Below are 18,505 nucleotides of genomic sequence, written 5' to 3' on the forward strand. Positions count from 1 at the left end.
TCGCTCTTTTTATACTCTTATATTTGATGTATACGATTTATATTTTCCCCTTTTTTATATTTTTCATAAAGAAGATAAATATCATAAACATTCAGTTTTTGATTGCGATGCTTCCTTAACCACTTTTTCAATTCATCATGATCATACATCATCGTAAAACCGCTTTGGAAGTAAATTCCTTCAAACTCAATGATCCGCCATAAATAATATTTATCAATTAATTTTGAAAAGCTTAAGCCTTCATCAATCATTTCAAACTCTTTTCCATCTATTAAATCTTTAACCCTGACTTTTCCTTCTTTGCAATCTTTATCTAAAATTTTAAAGATGCTTATATAACTTTCTTGCATTGCTTTGACAAAGGCCTTATTTCGTTCACTGCGTACTTTATGATGATCGAGATAATAGGTGCTCATATCATAAACCAACTCATTTGGATAGAGTATCATATCAATAAAATAACGATTATCTAAATCATCATATAGATTTAACCTTTCTAATTTATAAAAAAGTGAGCGTTGTTCCTTATTCAGCTTCTCAATCATCTCTTCTTGTAATTCAGGATGATCCTGATAGAAATCAATCATTTTTTGTCCTAATGCCTGGTGTAATTTACGTATATTCCTATATTGTTTGATATGAGGCAACTTACCTAAATGATATTGGTGCTGATGAAGCATAAGTTGTTCCAAGCCTTTATATATCTTTATCAAATTGTTTAACTCTTTATCTTCCATAATAGGTCTCCTTATTTCTCTGTGATTCTTCACTTATCATACTAAGTACTTCTTCCGCAAACATTTCATCCATAAATCGTGTACTGTAACCTTGAGAACTATTTCTCCCAAAGAAATCGAAATTGCTGTACCATACAATTTTTCGGTCAATTACGATAAAATGTTTATGATGCTTACAGTTGATCATCTTACCACCTAATCCTTCCAAATGATTTATGATCTCTTCATTATGATTTTGAATATCTACCATGAAATATATTTTAATGTTTTGATGTACTTTTTCCTGAAGCAACAGAAAATATTTTTTTATCTTTGATACTTCATATTTCACATTCATGATAACGATTTCTTTTTTAGCGTTTTCTATATCACTTATAAATGATTGCTCATAATCATTACAGTCATAAACCATTTGTGACATTTCAATTGTCTCATCATCGTCTTCTTGCAAATAGTAACCTTCTCTTTGGTACTGTTTCAATCTTTTCTGAAACATAGCTTCCATCATAGGTATATTAACATCGACATAATCGTATACTTTTACAATATCTTTTCCTTCATAATTTCGATGTATACGCCCTGTATACTGGATGATTCTATTTTCAGCGGACACAGGCATCACAAGAAATAAAGTTTTTAAGGAAGCCATATCGAATCCTTCTCCCAGCAATTTGCTTGTTGCGATTAAAATATAATTTTCATTATTTGATAAGTTACGAACCTTTTTTATGATTTCAGCTCTTTCTTTATCTTTTATAGCACCACTAAGAGCATAAACATGTTCACCTAAATAACGCATCATTTCATATAAAATTGATACATGCTCAACTCTTTCCGTAAGAAGGATGATCTTGCCGTTTTCTTTATATTCCTTTGCAACATCTTTTAAAATCAAATAGTTTCTAGCTTGGTTCCTCATTAATTCATCTAAAATACCGTTGTATTCTAAATCATGATCTAAAATACGCATTGTTGTCATTCTAGGTATGAGTATCTGTTTAAAGGTATAGTTTGCCTGAATCTCATAAGAATTTGTAATATAACGTAAAGGGCCACAGAACATATAAACAACTTTTTCTAAACCATCTGTCCTTTCTGGAGTAGCAGAAAAACTATATACATATTTGGCACTTAAATTACGCAAGACACTTATAAAAGTATTGCTGGCTGCATGATGACATTCATCAATAATGACAAGACCATAATTCGATAATATTTCTTTACTATTTTCAATTTTAGCAAGAGAAGCAACGGTTGCAATATCTATATTTCCATTTAGTCTTTTCTTTGTTCCATTATATACACAGATGAAACGATCTTTTTTCAATTTTGTTTTAGGATATGTTAGAAATTCATCAATACGTTCTACCCATTGATTTTGTAATTCTTTCGTAGGAACAATCACCAAAGTATTCAATTTGATTTGACTCATGATGTAAATAGCCATTACTGTCTTTCCAAATCCGGTAACAGCTTTCATCACGCCCATTTCATATTTCATCAATTTATTGACTGGTTCAATTTGATTTTTACGCAGAGTTTTTTTAAAGGCAATCTCTATCGATTTACCACATGAGGTCTGATCATCAACATTTATAATAGCTTCAGGAAACACTTCATGTATCTTTTGTTTGATGCCTCTTGGTAAATACAAATTTTGATCATCTTCCTCAAAATAGCATAATACTCTGGGTGTTGATCCTCTGTATATTGGTTTTTTCATATTTTGTAATGATCTATACTCAGGATTATACATAGAAGCAAGGCGTTTCAGTACATTAAGCGTATATGTATTCAATGTTTTCTTTTCTATGCACAACATTGTATTTTCAATCATATCAATTCGTTTTGTATAGGCTGTTTCTAAATTAAAGTTAAAGCCAATTTGCATCTTATCAAAAAAATAATCTTCTTTAGACTGATTACTTAATATGGTATCAACAAGTGTTTCATTCACTTTAGAAATTGTCATTAAATATTCAATAGGCTGTTCAATCACTTGTTGATATTCATTAATAAAGGCACTATTTCCTTTTATATAAGCACCATATCTTAAAGGTAATGCAATTAGATTTCCAAAACTTCCTTGAGGCATTCTATCCTGATTAGGAAACATACGATCGAAAGAATCAAATTTTAATTGTTTATTTACTTCCATTGCCTCCTGTATAAAAAGCATCATTAAATTTCTTGCTTTCATTGCACTTATTGCTTCTTCAAAAAAGATCCATAAGTGACCTCCTAACCCTGAAGCCGAACGTTCCATTAAAGGATGAATACCATATTTCATAGCTATCTTGTATACACTATGCATATCCTCAAACCAGTCATTTTCATCAAAGTCAAGTGCTATCAGATAGCATGAATTATCTAAATTTAAGGGATATAGTCCAATACCCATATTATTTTCTTTACCATTAAAATGATTTTTAACGATGTCTCTTGTTAATTTTTTAAAATGAGCAACATTACAGTTAGCACAGTCGGCCTTTCCTTTAACTTTTGCACATCCTTTACCAAATTCATTTGTACACGCTGGACACCAGCCATATATCTGTTTTTTTGTGCGATAATATCTTTTCGCATAAATATCATTTCTACCTTTAAAGTAGTCCATAAAAATGTCTATTTTCTCTGAAGCAGTTAACGTACGTCTCTTATCAATAAATACATACCCTCTTTTTTTCAGTTCTTGTTTGAGATATTCATTTTCTTTTTCTAGTTCTTTAATTCGTTGATTTACATTCATCATAAAAAATCTCCAAACATATCTACTATCATAGTATCTTTTTTTGGAGATATTTACAATCATCTTTTAAAATTATATTTTATAAGAATTTAATTCACTAATAAAAGCTCTTCTTCTTGAATACTGTTCTTTATATTGATGAATGAGATAATCATCACTTGCCGTATCACCCTGTTCATATAAAATATGAGATAACACGATTATTAAAACAGCCGGTTTATAATAACTGTTACGGTAATTTCCAGTTAAAATACTTTCACATCTTCTCTCGATCTCTTCAAAAATCCACATCATAAGTTCTTTTCTTTTTTCATCATCGATTTGAATATGTTCTTTCATCTTTGGAAATGCTTCTTCAAACATTTGATCATTTCCACAATTGAGTCGTCCTTTTATTTCATTCATTAAGGTTTGCTCTGCTTTTGTTTTATGTGATGAGTGTTTTTTCAAAAGCAGAAGCAGTAACGGTAGTATGATCCCTTTAAGATTATTTCGCCAGCCGAGATAATAATGATCTTCTTTACATTTTTCAAGTGCAGGATCTATCTCTTTTAACATGAACATATAAAGAAGCTGATCATCTTTACTAAGATTGTTATTTGTTTTTATTTCAGATAAGGCAGTTTCAAGGATAGAAGTATCGGAAGATTGATATAATTGCATTAAACGATACCCTGTTGGCTCTGAAATAAATGCCTTTAAAGAAAAGTATTTCATATCTTTATCATCGTGAAGAATGGCTGCTGCCTGATAGGCAGTATCACAAATAATGCTACGTATCTTTTCCTTTTTTTCTATTTGTTTGATAGCTTTTTTTGCGGCTTCTATACATTGTAGATATTCTTTATTCGAATATTTTCTATTGCAATATTCCTGATAAAGATAACCTGACAAATCTTTTGATTTTTGAGCTGTTTCTAAAAGATAATCTTCATCTTTTAGATATATACAGGCATCAATGAGCAATTCTGCTGCTCTTTTTTCTGTCTTGTTTAGAAGAAAGTTATACCAGTTCTGTATAAATTCATTTTCATTATCTATTTTCTCAGGCCCATAACATATCACATCATTTATCTTAATATCATCAAAATCCGGCTGTAAGAAACAATGATATATTTTTGTAAATAGGTCTTGGCCATGATTTGATTGAATTAAAAGATAAAGATAAGTTAGCTTAAATATTCTCATATCTATTTTAATTAAATCTTCTTTATCTAAATCAACTATTGTTAATGCATCATCATAACCAAATTCATCATGATAAACACGGAAATGATGATTCAGTATGCATTCAAACAATCGAAATGCATGCTCATATTTTTTACACATCATCATTGAAAAACCAAGATCAAATATATTATCAATCATATTCCCTATTTTAAAAGGATCTTTATAGATAACTTCATAATCACTCTCCCATCCTCCTTCAGGATAATATTCATATTCTTCTGCTTCAAAATATATTTCTTCATCATCAATTTTTCTACACCACTCCATGATTTCATCATAATTTAGACTACTTTTTATTTCTTTGCCTGCCAGACTAGAAATAAAGGCTTTTCTATTTTGAAGTTTACCAATCCTTGCCTGTGCATAGATCCATTCTTTTAACTGTTGTTCATTCATTTGATTGAGAATATTTTCTACTTGTGTTAGATATTCTTTTGTTTCCATCATAATCTCCTTTATTTACAATCATAGTTTATAATAAAATATAACATTATTTATGTTTAATTAAACGATATTTCTATGTAATTTTTTTCATTTTATTGTAAATTACTTTCATTCCAGATATAATATTATCATTAGTGAGGTGATCTTATGTTTTATGAAAATGTAACATTCATTAAAAACAATGTTAGTCAGAAAAGGCTCTATCAGGGAGTAAAAGAAATTTCTTCTTATCATCGTATCCAGGCTTCCACAGGTTTTAGAAAAGCGGCCTACCATGCTTTAGAAATGCTTCAAAATAGAGGTATTGAAAGCCGCATTTTAGAATTTGATGCCAGAGCAGATCAATGGTATCTGGAACAAAAAATGTTTCAGGAATGGGATTGTAAAGAGGCTTATTTGGATTTATTAGGTGAACATATCAAACGTTTCTGTGATTTTAGTGAGGAAAAATGTTCTATCATTCAAAAAAGCTACCCTTGCGATTATCGTCAACAGCCATTAGATGTCGTATTAGTTGAGAAAAATGACGATGAATATTTGGCTTCATTAGATTTAAAAGGAAAGATCATTTTTATTCATGAGATGCCGGCTCCTTATGTAGAAAGTGCCATTAAGAAATATGGTGCTGTTGGAATCATTACTGATTTTATGCGTGAGGTCGAAGGTGTCCGCCACCGCTATGAAGCTTTTGATACATTTAATTATACTTCTTTCTGGTGGAATCATCGAGAAGATGAACCACATACCTTTGGTTTTGTCTTATCACCACGTTTAGGTGATGAGTTAAGAGCTTTATGTTTAAAAATGAAAGAAGAGCATCATCTTGATCCTTCTAAACCTTTATATCCACAGGTGACCTGTTACATCGATTCGTCCTTATATGATGGCAAAGTAGAAGTCGTAGAAGCTTTTTTACCTGGCGAAAGTAACGATGAAATTTTAATGACGGCTCATCTGTGTCATCCAAATACCAGTGTGAATGATAATGCTTCTGGGGTTAGTGGCGGTATAGAAGTGATGACCGTATTGAAGAAGTTATTAGATGAGAAGAAACTATCGCCATTAAAAAGAGGAATTCGATTGATCCTGGTTCCTGAATTTACGGGTACTCATTGTTATCTATCGACCATCCATGATTATTCAAAGATCAAAGCCGGTATCAATTTAGATATGATCGGTGGACGGCAAAATGGCAGTTATGGTCCGATTACGATTACACGTACCCCCTATGCAAATCATAGTTTAGTCAACGCTCTTTCTGATTTAATCTTAGAAGAAGTGAAGAAGCAAGTACCTGACTTAGCTGAGGGTGAATACACAAGCCTCGTAAATAGCCGTATAGCTTCTTATTCTGGTGGCAGTGATCACACGATCTTATGTGATCCAACCATTGATGCACCTTGTGTTATGGTTGGTCAATGGCCTGATAAATATTATCATACAAGCAGTGATACGTTAGAATGTATCGATCCTCTCGTTTTAGCGTTTTCTACAAGTTTTGCTGCCAGTTATGTTTATACATTAGCTACTTTAAATGAAGCAGATGCTGCTTTGACGCTTCATCGTCATGAGGTCATGATGATGGATGATCTTTCAAAAATATTGAATCAGGCATATGTAAATCATGAAAAGGCATCCGATACCTATTTAAAACTTACTTATATTGCGGAAAGCTATCAAAAATCATCTTTTGATGTTTGCCGATTCAATTTAAATAAAGAGATAGCCCTGAAAGAAGAAACTTACTTATCTCAATTGGCAAAACCTGTCTTAGAACGTTTTGTTTGTGAACATCCTGACGCCATAAAGACTCGTCTTTATGATAAGCAGTTAAATCGTAAAGTTCAACGTTTATTCATAGGTCCAATTCGTGATTTGGAGGACTATATTGCGAAAGATAAAAAATATGAGCCTATTTTAAAAACCTTCAAAGAGGCTCATAAAGATATTTCTTTCATGAGTGCTCACAATCTTGAATCGCTCATTCCTTATTTTATGGATGGTAAAACTAGTTTGAAAACTGCCAGTGATGCGATTTACGTTCAAACAGGAATACGTAATGATCCATATATCCTTGATTTTGTGTCATTGTTAATCGATCTTGATTTAGCAAAAGAAGTTTAGATATATACTAGCTCGGAACCATTCAAGTTTCGAGTTTTTATTAGTTTTTTCAAACAAATGAAACTATTATATAATTTTCATAAACTATAACTTATAAAAATTTTTAATATGATTGAATATAAAGTATAACTGTGATAAAATCATAATAAGTTAAAGGGTGTGATGATAATGATTAAAAGAGAATCATATATGAGTCGGATTCGTCCTTTTATTGGCAGCGACTTAATTAAGGTTTTTACCGGTATTCGCCGTAGCGGGAAATCTGTTATGCTTCATTTGATCAAAGAAGAACTTATTTCATCCGGAGTAGATTCTCATCAATTTATATCTATTAATTTTGAAAATATGAGTTTTCATCATCTATGTAATGCCAATGCCCTTCATGATCATATTATTCATCAATCCTCTGAAATAAATGGTAAAGTTTATTTGTTTCTTGATGAAATACAAGAAGTTTTAGATTGGGAAAAATGTATTAATTCTCTAAGAGTAGAAATAGATTGTGATATTTATATTACAGGTTCGAACGCTAAATTACTTTCTGGTGAACTGGCCACTTATTTGGCAGGAAGATATGTTGAGTTTATTATTTATCCTTTTTCCTTTCAAGAATTTATTGACTTATATCGGAGTGTTTATCCTCAAACGGATACACGTAAATGTTTTAATCAATATCTCATCATCGGTGGAATGCCTTATCTTGCAAATCTAAGTTTTAATAAGGAGGCCTGTCAACAATACTTAACAGATTTATTTAATTCTGTTGAATTAAAAGATATCATCAAACGTAATAATATCCGTGATACAGATATGTTAGAAAGACTTATTGCTTTTATCACATCACATATTGGTTCTACTTTTTCTTCTACTTCTATTTCTAAATATTTAAAAAGTGAAGGAAGAAATGTTTCAACAGAAACCATTCTTAATTATATCAAAGCTTGTACAGATGCATTTTTATTTTATCAAGTAAAGAGGCAGGATCTTCAAGGAAAAAAGATTCTTACAGTAAATGAAAAATATTATATTGCTGATCATGGCATTCGAGAAGCGGTATATGGATCAAATATGAAAGATATTCAATTAGTATTAGAAAATATTGTTTATATAGAGTTATTACGTAGAGGCTACAAAGTGACTGTTGGGAAAATAGCTGATAAAGAAATTGATTTTGTTTGTGAAAAACAAGGAAAAAAACTATATTTGCAAGTAGCATATCTTTTAGCTAATGAGGAAACGATTCATAGAGAATTTGATATTTATTATTCGATTCGTGATAATTATCCAAAATATGTCATTTCTCTAGATGAATATGACATGAGTCAAAACGGTATTAAACATCGAAATATTCGTGATTTTTTATTGGCTGATGAATGGGATTAGCAAGAGGGTTTGATTATGGAAACAAACGAAAGACAGACAACTAAAAATAACATTACTGAGATACCACAGCTTTTAGACTTAAAGCATTTTATGGATCATTTGCTTTCTAAAAACCAATATATAGCAAAAAGCTGTTTTAAAGAAAAATTAGAAGCCAACGATCAGGTCATTCAATTTTTTCTTGTATTAAAGAATAGTGATATGTTAGATATTTTCTGTCAGAAAAATGATCTTGATTTTAAAGAAATTGAAACAGCTTTAGATGAATACCAAAACTATGAATCACTGATTGATGAGCATAATGAGAATTTCATTCAAAAAACAATGAAAGATGAAAAAGAATATCTTGATCGTATTCTTCTCGAATCGGATCCAAAAATTGTATTGGATGAAGATCAGCGACGTGTCGTACTAACAGATGAGGATTATTGTCTAGTAATTGCAGGAGCAGGAGCCGGTAAAACAACAACTGTTGCTGCTAAGGTAAGATATCTTGTAGAGAAAAGGGGTATTGATCCCTCTGAAATACTTGTTGTCTCTTTTACAAATAAAGCCGTTCAGGAATTAGCAGATAAAATTAATAAAGATCTCGCTATCGACTGTCCAATTTCAACCTTCCATTCAGCTGGAAATGCCATCTTAAGAAAACATACACCTGAAAAATTAAATATCGTAGATTCTTCAAAGCTTTATTTCATTCTTCAGGATTATTTTAAAGATGCTATCCTTACTAATGAAACACTTGTTAATCATCTCATATTGTTCTTTTCATCTTATTTTGATGCACCAATGGATGAGAATGATCTAAGTAATTTTTTCAATAAGATCGCAAAATCAAATTTTTCTACGATGCGCAGTGATTTAAATGAATATAAAAAACAGGTCATGGATATTCGTTCAAAGAAAATGGTAACGATTCAAAATGAAATCTTGCGTTCTCACCAGGAAGTTGAAATTGCCAATTTCTTATATTTAAATCATATTGATTATGAATATGAACCTATTTATAAATATGATATCCCACATGCCAGAAAACCTTATACACCTGACTTTAAGATATGGCAAGGTAATAAATATGCTTATCTTGAACATTTTGGTGTTTCTGAAAACGGTAAAAACAATCGTTTTAGTGATGATGAATTAAAAGCCTATAAAAAAGCCATCAATGATAAAATTATACTTCATAAAAGACATAAGACCCCTTTAATTTACACATTCTCCGAATATAATGATCATCAGCCATTACTTAAACACTTACAGGATGAATTAGAAAAACAGGGATTTGAACTGCGTCCTCGTTCGAACAAAGAAGTGATGGAAAAACTCATATCTTCTGAAGAGAATCGATATATTCGCCGATTACTTACTCTAATTTGTAGATTTATCACGAATTTTAAAACAAATGGGTATAATGAAGATGATTTTAATCGTATGTTTCATTCTACACTGAATGTACGTACACGACTCTTTTTAAATATTACACATGACTGTTACTTAGAATATGAACGGCAGCTTAAAGAAAGTCATGCTGTTGATTTCCAAGATATGATCAATGATTCTGCGAAACTTTTACGACAGGTCAAAGAAATGAAACAGAAACTTGATTACAAATATATCATTGTTGATGAATATCAGGATATTTCTCGACAGCGTTTTGATCTAGTAAAAGCTTTATCTGAAGTCTGTGATGCGAAAATCATGGCTGTAGGGGATGATTGGCAGTCAATCTATGCTTTTAGCGGTTCTGATATTACGCTATTTACCCAATTTGCGGAAAAAATGGGATATGCGAAATTATTGAAGATCGTAAAAACCTATCGTAATTCACAGGAAGTGATTGATATTGCAGGTAACTTCATCCAGAAAAATACTTCTCAAATTTCTAAAACCTTGATATCACCTAAAAATATTACGGATCCTGTTATCATTTATACCTATGATGCTACCCCTAAAAAAGCTCATGGTGATAATCGTAGTGGTGTTAATTATGCGATTGCTCATGCTGTGGAAACAGCTCTTGAACAGATTCAGATTTATAATGAGCAAGAAGAAAAGGAGGAAGATTCTTCCATTCTTCTCATAGGACGTTTTGGTTTTGATGCCGATCGTTTAGAAAAGTCCGGATTATTTGAATTTACACAATATAAAAGTCAGCTGAAAAGCGTAAGATTCCCTAAAATGAACATTACTTTCTTAACGGCTCATGCATCAAAGGGACTAGGATATGACAATGTAATTGTCGTTAATGGAAAGAATGAAACCTATGGCTTTCCATCAAAAATTGAAGATGATCCGGTTTTATCCTTTGTTATCAAAGGAGATCGTTCTATTGATTATGCTGAGGAAAGACGTTTATTTTATGTCGCCATGACACGTACTAAGAATCGAGTATATTTTATAGCTCCTGAACAAAACCCTTCAGAATTTTTACTTGAGATCAAACGTGAATATAAAAATGTATCTCTTCGTGGCAACTGGAATGAAGACTATCAGCCAAATAACACCGCTAAAAAAGTATGTCCTATCTGTGGCTATCCTCTGCAATATCGTTATAAAAATTCTTATGGTCTAAGATTGTATATCTGTACCAATGAACCGGAAATTTGTGGATTTATGACCAATGAGTATAAAGCCGGTAAACTTTCAATCTTAAAATGTGACTGGTGTCATGATGGCTATCTTGTGGTAAAGCCAGCAAAAGATGGCAATTATTTCTTAGGATGCACCAACTATAAATCCGATGGCAGCGGATGTAAACGAGTTATTTGGAAAGAACAGTATTACAGCATGATGAATTTTTCTTCAGATTCTACCTCATCTAAGTCAGTTACTGAAGAAAAGAAAGAGCCTATAAAAATCATTTCTCAAGAAAATATATCTAAGAAAAAAGAATCTGTAACAGAAATAAAAAAAGCGGATATCCAGTCTGTATTATATCAAGGAAATGATTTAAATGAGATTGTCTATACTATTTTACAAGCCTTATCAAATATCAGCATTCATCACTATTATGGCATTAATGTTCTTGCGGATGTACTTCGAGGTGCTAACAGCAAGAAAGTTAAAAATGCGAAGCTAAATGAAATCAATGAATATGGCAAGCTTAAGACAATCGAAAGAGAAGATGTGATCACGATCATAGAATGGCTCATCGATCGTCATTATATCCTTAAAACAAAGCATTCACTCTATCCTGTATTACATCCCACCTATGAAGGAATGCATTATGATGAAACACTTACTGCTCGTAAGCTTCAGGGATTATTAAAGATTTTGGAAAATAGATAAGAAGCGATAAAAAAAACTCTATTAAGAAAGGTCCCTTAATAGAGTTTTTCTATACTATTTATTATATTTGTTTGCTATCCTTACATATTCTTTAATTTTATTTCCAATCAATTCATAGTTTTTACTCTCTAGGATTTCACGTGAATTAATACTACTGCTAACTCCCGCACCAACAAATCCTGCACTTAAGCACTCTTCATAAAAAGCAGGAGTCATTTTTCCAACAGCAAAATATTGAATAAATCCTAGAGGTTTCATCAATGCTTTACCATAATCAAGACCTAATTCACCCGTTGGAAATAGCTTTACGATATGTGCATGATTTCGATAGGCTTCATAAGCTTCTGTTGCACTCATGACACCAGGCATATAAAACACATCATGTTCATGAGCATATTTCAAGACCTCTAAACTTAAAATAGGGGAAACGATAAAATCACTTCGTGCTGATATAGCTTTTTTTGCTTCTTCAATCGTTAAAACGGTACCACAACCAACATAGATATCTTGACCTACGGCTTCTTTCACACTTTGAATCACTTCGAAGGTTTTATCTTCATATTCCTGATGATTATAGGTGATTTCTATAAACTTAGCACCATTTTCAACGCAAGCTTTTGATGCCTCTACGATTGTTTGAACTTCAATCTCATTCACTCGAAAAATACACATCAGTTTTGATAAAAGTAAATCTTGTTCAACTTTTTCAATGTTTGTCATTCGATATTTACCTCGAAATCATCATCACTATCTTCAAAAGGATTTCCTTCTTTGGCTTCTTTCTTAGTAAAATGAAGAACGACCATTGTTACGATAACACCTACACCAATAGCTAAAAATGCTCCTGGCCATACATTTTCCATAACTGGAAACGCGAAGAAACCACCCATCATTACCGATGATCCGACATCAAAATACATGGCGATAGCTCCTGTTACAGCACTACCCACAATTGTTGCTGGCATAACATGTAATGGATCACGAATTAGAAATGGCAACCCCCCTTCTCCTACTTGAGCAGAACCAAGGATGATGGCTGAAACTGCTTGTTCTCTTTCTTCTTCAGTGTATTTCTTCTTTTCGATCAAAGCATGGATTCCTAAAGCAATAGGGGCTACACAGCCAATACATACTTTAGCACCTTCTGGACCAATGATACCATCAGCAACAAGTCCATTTGCTACTGTCGTTCCTGCTTTTGTTACCGGGCCTCCTAAGTCAACCCCCATCAGCACACCTAAAACAATACCAAACAATACTTTTGATCCTGATGTCATAGAAGTAAAGAGATCAATTAAAACTTGTTGTAATCCACCTAGAATCGGACCTAACACATAATTCATCAGCAATACTGAGAATAATCCTCCAAAAATCGGAAGTATTAATAATGGCAGTAAAGATTTCAAACTTGCAGGAAGCGGTAATTTTTCCTTTACAAACTGAATAAAGTAACCCACTAAAAGACCACCGATGATACCACCAATAAAGCCAATATTCTTATTCACGGATAATAATCCTACAACAAATCCTGGAGCAATTCCCGGCCGGTCACAAATAGAATAAGCTGTATAAGCGGCTAATGTAGGAACAACCATTGACATGGCCAATGATCCGCCATTATATAACATATAAGCAAATGTCTCGGTATTACTTGTTACAGTTGCACCACCAAGCATTGTACCAAAAGATTGCAAAATACCACCCAGACAGATAACCGGAATCATATAACCAACACCGGTTAATATGTGTTTATAAACATCTTTCAATTTCATACTATTTCTCCTTTAATTTAGCTTCAATTTTCTCTAAAAGTTTTTCAGGCTGCTTAATAGCAACTTCTGACTTGACTCTAACAATCGGTTTATCTTTAAATCTTTCCTCATTTGTTACAGCAACATCAGCAGCAAAGATGACAATATCCGCTTCTTTGATTTCATCTTCTGTCAAGATGCTTTCACAACCGATTGTTCCTTGTGTTTCCACGCTGATTTGATGCCCTCTTTTTTCAGCAGCTTGTACTAAACGATCTTTGGCAATATATGTATGTGCCACCCCTACTGTACAAGCCGTCACAGCAACAATCTTCATGACTGGCTACCTCCTTTCTTTAATAGATTCAACAGTTCATCTGCTGTTTCTACATACTCTAATTTTGAAATCACGTTTTGATCCATCAAAGATCTCGCTAATTCAGAAAGCATTTTTATATGTACATCATCCTTTGTATTATTAGGAATAGCTAACAGAAATATATATTTAATTTTCTTTCCATCAATAGATTCCCATTCAATCTCTTTTTTTGTTCTTACAAAGGCAACACTTGGTTGATTCACCGCATCACTTACTCCATGGGGAATCGCAACCCCATCAATGAGTCCTGTAACAGACAAAGCCTCGCGATCATATACCTTTTCCTGAAAAGCATTTTTATCTGATATCATCCCATTTTGATAAAGGGAAGAACACAAATAATCAAAAACTTCTTTTTTACTTGTTAGATCTTTATCTAAATGGATACTATTCTCATTAAGTACTTCTTCTATTTTCATAGCTACAAATCTCCTATATATCCAATATCTCTTCTATCTCTTTTTTTGTTTTTGCCTGCAATATTTGATCATGTATTTCTTGTTGATAAAGTAATTGGTATAATTGTCGCAATTTTAAATTTACGGTTTTGACATCTTCTCTGCTAACAGCTAAGAAAATCAATAAATCTACTTCATCTTGTCCCCATAAAATATCTTGATTAAGAGTGACAACACATAAAGCCGACTTTTTTATGCTTTCCAAATAACCATGAGGTATCGCAATCTTACAACCAATCGCCGTTGAACATTTTTCCTCTCGCTCTATGACATCCTCTCCATAATTGGATTCCACATATCCTTTAGACGATAATATTTCAGAAACATAATGAATGACATCACTTGCTTTATTTAAATCACAATGAAGAATTGTTTCCAAATGAATCTTTTTAAAGAGTTTGATTTTGTCTAATGAATAACGATCAATGAAACTTTGTATCTTCTTATAATCTTGCTGATAAAGCAAAGGATTTACAATAATACGATTTATATTGGTTTCTACAGGAAATGTCGAAATACAAAGATCGATTTTATCAGACTTATATTTATCAATACAATTTTCTGCAATTACATCAATAATTTTTATCTCATTAAACGCCTTTTGAATTTTAGAGGCTAATAGCTGTGATATGCCAACTCCTTGTGAACATACAATAATGGTTCTTATTAATGTTTTTTCCTGTTCGATCATAGCTTCTATATGTATAGCAAGATATGCCAATTCATCTTCTTGAAGCATTTGACCAAAATATTTTTTAAATAAGCTGTTACACATCCATGAAATACCATAAGCATCTGGATATTCTTGTTTAATCTGATTCAATAATGGATTTTTTAAGGTTACTGAATTTGCAATTCTATTGGTTAATGGAATTAAATGAACTACTAAATTATCCACAATACTTTCATCATCAATCTGAATATTTCGTGTATCTTCAACAATTTGAACAATTTCTTTCGCAAGTAATTGACATGTATTACGAATATTTTTATCTTCATAAATTTCTTGTCCGCTTAATACATCATTTGAAGTAATCAAATATTGATAAATTAAATGTCTTTCACTTTTTGAAAAATGAGTACCATAAGTCTTTTCTAACTTATTACACAAATGTATAATCTGTTGATAAATCGATTCAAAGCTGATCACTAACTGATCATCATTTTTCAATATATTTCCCTGTCTTATTCGAATAATTGAAATCGCTATATGAAGTAATAATGTATTAAACGAATTATCACTTAAACTTAAACCCATTCTTCTTAATGTGTTTCTTAAATAACGATGGATAGGCTCAATATCTAATTGACATATTGAAATAATTCTTTCCTGAATGGTTTTATATGATGATTTAAAACCATAGGGATCTAAGATATCTGCTTGAATTGCAAGTATTTTTGACAAGAAATTCCTTAACTCTTTTTCTTCTCCTACTAATTGAACTCCTTTACCTTTATGAAACTCTAAAACGACTTTTTCATTTTTCAATAACTTATTCAATCGATCTAAATCATTTCGAATAGCTGACTGGCTTAAGTAAAATTGTTCTGCCAATTCACTTACTTTTATATAACTTCCTTTATGTGTTAATAAATAATATGCGATATAGTAACATCTATCTAAGTGACTCTGTTTATTCGTATTTATCTTATCCAATACCTCATGTATATTTTCATCGCTTCCCTCTATTTTTACCCCACTTCCTCGTACACTTGTTATCTTTACATCATAAATTTTTAAAAATTTATTTAAATTTTTCATTTCATCTCGAATCGTTGATACAGACACTTGATGATGATCTGCTAATTCTTTTTTAGAAATAAGATGTCGATGTGTAATTAAATAATTGAGGATATCTTTTTCTCTTTGTTTCATAAGCTCTGCTCCTCCACGATGAAGTGACGTGCATTTGAAAAAGAATATTTTGATCCTTCGATACGATATTGATATCGATGATATTTTCTTAAAATCTGATGAAATTTAAGAATTTTCAGAATAGATATTACAAGAAACACGAAGAAGACGATTAATGCGAACATTACCTTATTAAATACGCATAATAAAAGTGATAAAATTGCAAATAGACCAATAAAATAATTCATATATGTGTTTTCATATATTATGAGTCTTTTTCTCTCATCACTTTTAATTGTGAATAACTTAATATAATCTTTCATACTTCCTCCAATTTCATTATATTTGAATAATGATTTTTGTATTTTTTTATTTCTGTCAATTAATGACATATTTTTAAATAAAAGAAAATAAGTGTTTGTGTGTAACACTTATTTATTCCGGTATATGATAAATTTGATTCTTTAAACTTTGATCATTAACTAAATACTTATTATTTTCTGTTACCTCTACGCAAACTAAATTCCCTGCCTGTTTATATAGTGCTTATACATCCATCTTTAATTCGAATTAATCATTCTCCTGAGTTTTTATTCGAACAATAAGTCACTTCTAATCCAAAATATCATGTTTGATAAACAATTCATATTCTTTGATTTCACTAATCAAATTCTCCATCCTAAGCTCAAAACATTCTTTTATTTCACATTCCCATACAATAATAACATGATATTCCATTTGTTCCAATAACTGAATGTTTCTAATATCCCGTTTTACATTTTTATCAATTTTATCTTTCCAGTATTTTGTATTGCTTTTGGGTATTGTGGCTAATTTGCATCCGTGATGATGATGCCAAAAACATCCATTCACAAAAATAACTGTTCTATACTTTGAAATGAGAATATCTGGCCTGCCTGGTAAATCGGAAACATTTTTTCTATATCTAAAGCCATGATGATAAAGATATTTCCTAACCTTAATTTCTAAAGATGTATCTTTTCCATGTATTTTAGACATATTTTCTGATCTTTTCTGCTTTGTTAATTTATCAGTCATTTCCTTCACCATATAATAATTAATTTTAACGCATATTTTCTTTTATATCAAATTATGTATCTAAAATAAAATGGAAATAATCATATGTCGCAGATTCTCTTACTTCTCATTTCTTGCTTACACATACTTTTACAATATTATGTGTGTTATATATTCTCAAATTTCCAAGTATATTTTTCCTGTATGATTCTCTTAAATGTCAACAATATAGCTATAAATATTTTATCATCCTTTCCCTTGTTATCCAATACTTTTAAGTATATTTAAAACTTTTTGAAAAAATAAGGAAGTTTTAAATGTATTTAAAAGTATTCATGATCTGAGACAAACTTTTAAATATACTTAAAACTTTATAAAAAGAAGTATACATCCGTACACTCCTAAATTACATCAATCACTTTACTTAAATCATTTAAAATACAATATACCTTATCTTTAATTTCATCTGTTGGCTGCATCAAATCAGGAATCATAACTGTCATTGCCCCTGAAGCAATCCCCGCTTTTACGCCATTGATTGAATCTTCAAGTATTATGCAATTTTTAATATCGACACCTAATTGATTTGCTGCCAATAAAAAGATTTCTGGATCAGGCTTCGAATGTTGCACCATTGAACCATCAACGATCACATCAAAGAAATCAAAAATGTTCTCTTCTAAATAAGGAATATACTGCATGAATCGATTTCTTTCTGTTGAGGTCGCCAAAGCACAGTGAATACCTTTTTGCCTTGCATATCGTAATAATTCAAGAGCCCCTTTCTTAATCGGTATGCCCTCATTTTTAGCCATTTCCATAAAATATTCTCTACGCCATTTTAACACCGTTTGATAATCAAAATTCTTGCCAAAATATTTCTCATATATTTTTAAACTGGCCTGGATATTGATTCCTCTCATTTCTTTTTTAAAAGATTCATTAAAATCATAATGAAAATGCTCTTTTGCCTTATCCCATATCTTATCCTGCATTCTTTCTGTATCTAAAAGTAAACCATCCATATCAAACAACAATGCTTCTATCATAAGACCACCCTCTTTGCTTT

The 18,505-nt window shown here is 31.3% G+C and carries 14 protein-coding genes; 3 read left to right on the forward strand and 11 right to left on the reverse strand.

Going from position 1 to position 18,505, the window contains the following annotated elements:
* Positions 1-17: 17 nt before the first annotated feature.
* The 3 genes from BQ5367_RS02035 to BQ5367_RS02045 all read right to left on the reverse strand — a co-directional run bounded on the left by BQ5367_RS02035 (position 18) and on the right by BQ5367_RS02045 (position 5,160).
* Positions 18-737 (reverse strand): hypothetical protein, encoded by a 720-nt coding sequence (locus tag BQ5367_RS02035; protein ID WP_071440909.1) that lies wholly within the window; start codon positions 735-737, stop codon positions 18-20.
* Positions 727-3,489, reverse strand: a complete 2,763-nt coding sequence (locus tag BQ5367_RS02040; RefSeq protein WP_071440910.1) for a TOTE conflict system archaeo-eukaryotic primase domain-containing protein — start codon at positions 3,487-3,489, stop codon at positions 727-729. Before BQ5367_RS02040 ends, BQ5367_RS02035 begins: the two co-directional genes overlap by 11 nt.
* Before the next feature lie 69 nt (positions 3,490-3,558).
* The gene (locus BQ5367_RS02045) at positions 3,559-5,160 is read right to left on the reverse strand and encodes a hypothetical protein (RefSeq protein WP_071440911.1); all 1,602 of its coding nucleotides are present in this window, start codon (positions 5,158-5,160) and stop codon (positions 3,559-3,561) included.
* A 147-nt stretch (positions 5,161-5,307) separates the two neighbouring features.
* Here BQ5367_RS02045 and BQ5367_RS02050 point away from each other — a divergent pair, with 147 nt between their 5' ends.
* The 3 genes from BQ5367_RS02050 to BQ5367_RS02060 all read left to right on the forward strand — a co-directional run bounded on the left by BQ5367_RS02050 (position 5,308) and on the right by BQ5367_RS02060 (position 11,955).
* The gene (locus BQ5367_RS02050) at positions 5,308-7,284 is read left to right on the forward strand and encodes a DUF4910 domain-containing protein (RefSeq protein WP_071440912.1); all 1,977 of its coding nucleotides are present in this window, start codon (positions 5,308-5,310) and stop codon (positions 7,282-7,284) included.
* A gap of 168 nt (positions 7,285-7,452) precedes the next feature.
* Complete coding sequence (locus tag BQ5367_RS02055; protein WP_071440913.1) at positions 7,453-8,667, forward strand: ATP-binding protein; 1,215 nt, start codon at positions 7,453-7,455, stop codon at positions 8,665-8,667.
* Positions 8,668-8,682: 15 nt separating this feature from the next.
* On the forward strand, positions 8,683-11,955 hold the full coding sequence (locus BQ5367_RS02060; RefSeq protein ID WP_071440914.1) for a UvrD-helicase domain-containing protein: 3,273 nt from the start codon (positions 8,683-8,685) through the stop codon (positions 11,953-11,955).
* A gap of 54 nt (positions 11,956-12,009) precedes the next feature.
* Here BQ5367_RS02060 and BQ5367_RS02065 read toward each other — a convergent pair whose 3' ends face one another.
* The 8 genes from BQ5367_RS02065 to BQ5367_RS02100 all read right to left on the reverse strand — a co-directional run bounded on the left by BQ5367_RS02065 (position 12,010) and on the right by BQ5367_RS02100 (position 18,485).
* Positions 12,010-12,675 carry a bifunctional 4-hydroxy-2-oxoglutarate aldolase/2-dehydro-3-deoxy-phosphogluconate aldolase gene (locus tag BQ5367_RS02065; protein WP_071440915.1) on the reverse strand — a complete coding sequence of 222 codons (666 nt, stop codon included), beginning with the start codon at positions 12,673-12,675 and terminating at the stop codon, positions 12,010-12,012.
* A complete protein-coding gene (locus BQ5367_RS02070) occupies positions 12,672-13,727 on the reverse strand; it encodes a PTS fructose transporter subunit IIC (RefSeq protein WP_071440916.1) in 1,056 nt (351 codons plus the stop codon). The genes BQ5367_RS02065 and BQ5367_RS02070 overlap by 4 nt, the downstream gene beginning before the upstream one ends.
* Before the next feature lies 1 nt (position 13,728).
* The gene (locus tag BQ5367_RS02075) at positions 13,729-14,043 is read right to left on the reverse strand and encodes a PTS fructose transporter subunit IIB (RefSeq protein WP_071440917.1); all 315 of its coding nucleotides are present in this window, start codon (positions 14,041-14,043) and stop codon (positions 13,729-13,731) included.
* Positions 14,040-14,504, reverse strand: a complete 465-nt coding sequence (locus tag BQ5367_RS02080; RefSeq protein ID WP_071440918.1) for a PTS sugar transporter subunit IIA — start codon at positions 14,502-14,504, stop codon at positions 14,040-14,042. Before BQ5367_RS02080 ends, BQ5367_RS02075 begins: the two co-directional genes overlap by 4 nt.
* 13 nt (positions 14,505-14,517) lie before the next feature.
* A complete protein-coding gene (locus BQ5367_RS02085; RefSeq protein ID WP_071440919.1) occupies positions 14,518-16,419 on the reverse strand; it encodes a BglG family transcription antiterminator in 1,902 nt (633 codons plus the stop codon).
* On the reverse strand, positions 16,416-16,721 hold the full coding sequence (locus BQ5367_RS02090) for a hypothetical protein (protein ID WP_071440920.1): 306 nt from the start codon (positions 16,719-16,721) through the stop codon (positions 16,416-16,418). The genes BQ5367_RS02085 and BQ5367_RS02090 overlap by 4 nt, the downstream gene beginning before the upstream one ends.
* A gap of 289 nt (positions 16,722-17,010) precedes the next feature.
* Positions 17,011-17,457 (reverse strand): very short patch repair endonuclease, encoded by a 447-nt coding sequence (locus tag BQ5367_RS02095; protein WP_071440921.1) that lies wholly within the window; start codon positions 17,455-17,457, stop codon positions 17,011-17,013.
* A gap of 380 nt (positions 17,458-17,837) precedes the next feature.
* The gene (locus BQ5367_RS02100) at positions 17,838-18,485 is read right to left on the reverse strand and encodes an HAD family hydrolase (protein ID WP_071440922.1); all 648 of its coding nucleotides are present in this window, start codon (positions 18,483-18,485) and stop codon (positions 17,838-17,840) included.
* Between the last annotated feature and the right edge of the window lie 20 nt (positions 18,486-18,505).

The organism is Traorella massiliensis, assembly GCF_900104665.1.
In the GTDB taxonomy this organism is placed as follows: domain Bacteria; phylum Bacillota_I; class Bacilli_A; order Erysipelotrichales; family Erysipelotrichaceae; genus Traorella; species Traorella massiliensis.

What these genes read in the sequence shown, in the direction of transcription:
- BQ5367_RS02035 (WP_071440909.1), bottom strand. Translation starts at nt 737, where the DNA reads ATGGAAGATAAAGAGTTAAACAATTTGATAAAGATATATAAAGGCTTG.
- BQ5367_RS02040 (WP_071440910.1), bottom strand. Translation starts at nt 3,489, where the DNA reads ATGATGAATGTAAATCAACGAATTAAAGAACTAGAAAAAGAAAATGAA.
- BQ5367_RS02045 (WP_071440911.1), bottom strand. Translation starts at nt 5,160, where the DNA reads ATGGAAACAAAAGAATATCTAACACAAGTAGAAAATATTCTCAATCAA.
- BQ5367_RS02050 (WP_071440912.1), top strand. Translation starts at nt 5,308, where the DNA reads ATGTTTTATGAAAATGTAACATTCATTAAAAACAATGTTAGTCAGAAA.
- BQ5367_RS02055 (WP_071440913.1), top strand. Translation starts at nt 7,453, where the DNA reads ATGATTAAAAGAGAATCATATATGAGTCGGATTCGTCCTTTTATTGGC.
- BQ5367_RS02060 (WP_071440914.1), top strand. Translation starts at nt 8,683, where the DNA reads ATGGAAACAAACGAAAGACAGACAACTAAAAATAACATTACTGAGATA.
- BQ5367_RS02065 (WP_071440915.1), bottom strand. Translation starts at nt 12,675, where the DNA reads ATGACAAACATTGAAAAAGTTGAACAAGATTTACTTTTATCAAAACTG.
- BQ5367_RS02070 (WP_071440916.1), bottom strand. Translation starts at nt 13,727, where the DNA reads ATGAAATTGAAAGATGTTTATAAACACATATTAACCGGTGTTGGTTAT.
- BQ5367_RS02075 (WP_071440917.1), bottom strand. Translation starts at nt 14,043, where the DNA reads ATGAAGATTGTTGCTGTGACGGCTTGTACAGTAGGGGTGGCACATACA.
- BQ5367_RS02080 (WP_071440918.1), bottom strand. Translation starts at nt 14,504, where the DNA reads ATGAAAATAGAAGAAGTACTTAATGAGAATAGTATCCATTTAGATAAA.
- BQ5367_RS02085 (WP_071440919.1), bottom strand. Translation starts at nt 16,419, where the DNA reads ATGAAACAAAGAGAAAAAGATATCCTCAATTATTTAATTACACATCGA.
- BQ5367_RS02090 (WP_071440920.1), bottom strand. Translation starts at nt 16,721, where the DNA reads ATGAAAGATTATATTAAGTTATTCACAATTAAAAGTGATGAGAGAAAA.
- BQ5367_RS02095 (WP_071440921.1), bottom strand. Translation starts at nt 17,457, where the DNA reads ATGACTGATAAATTAACAAAGCAGAAAAGATCAGAAAATATGTCTAAA.
- BQ5367_RS02100 (WP_071440922.1), bottom strand. Translation starts at nt 18,485, where the DNA reads ATGATAGAAGCATTGTTGTTTGATATGGATGGTTTACTTTTAGATACA.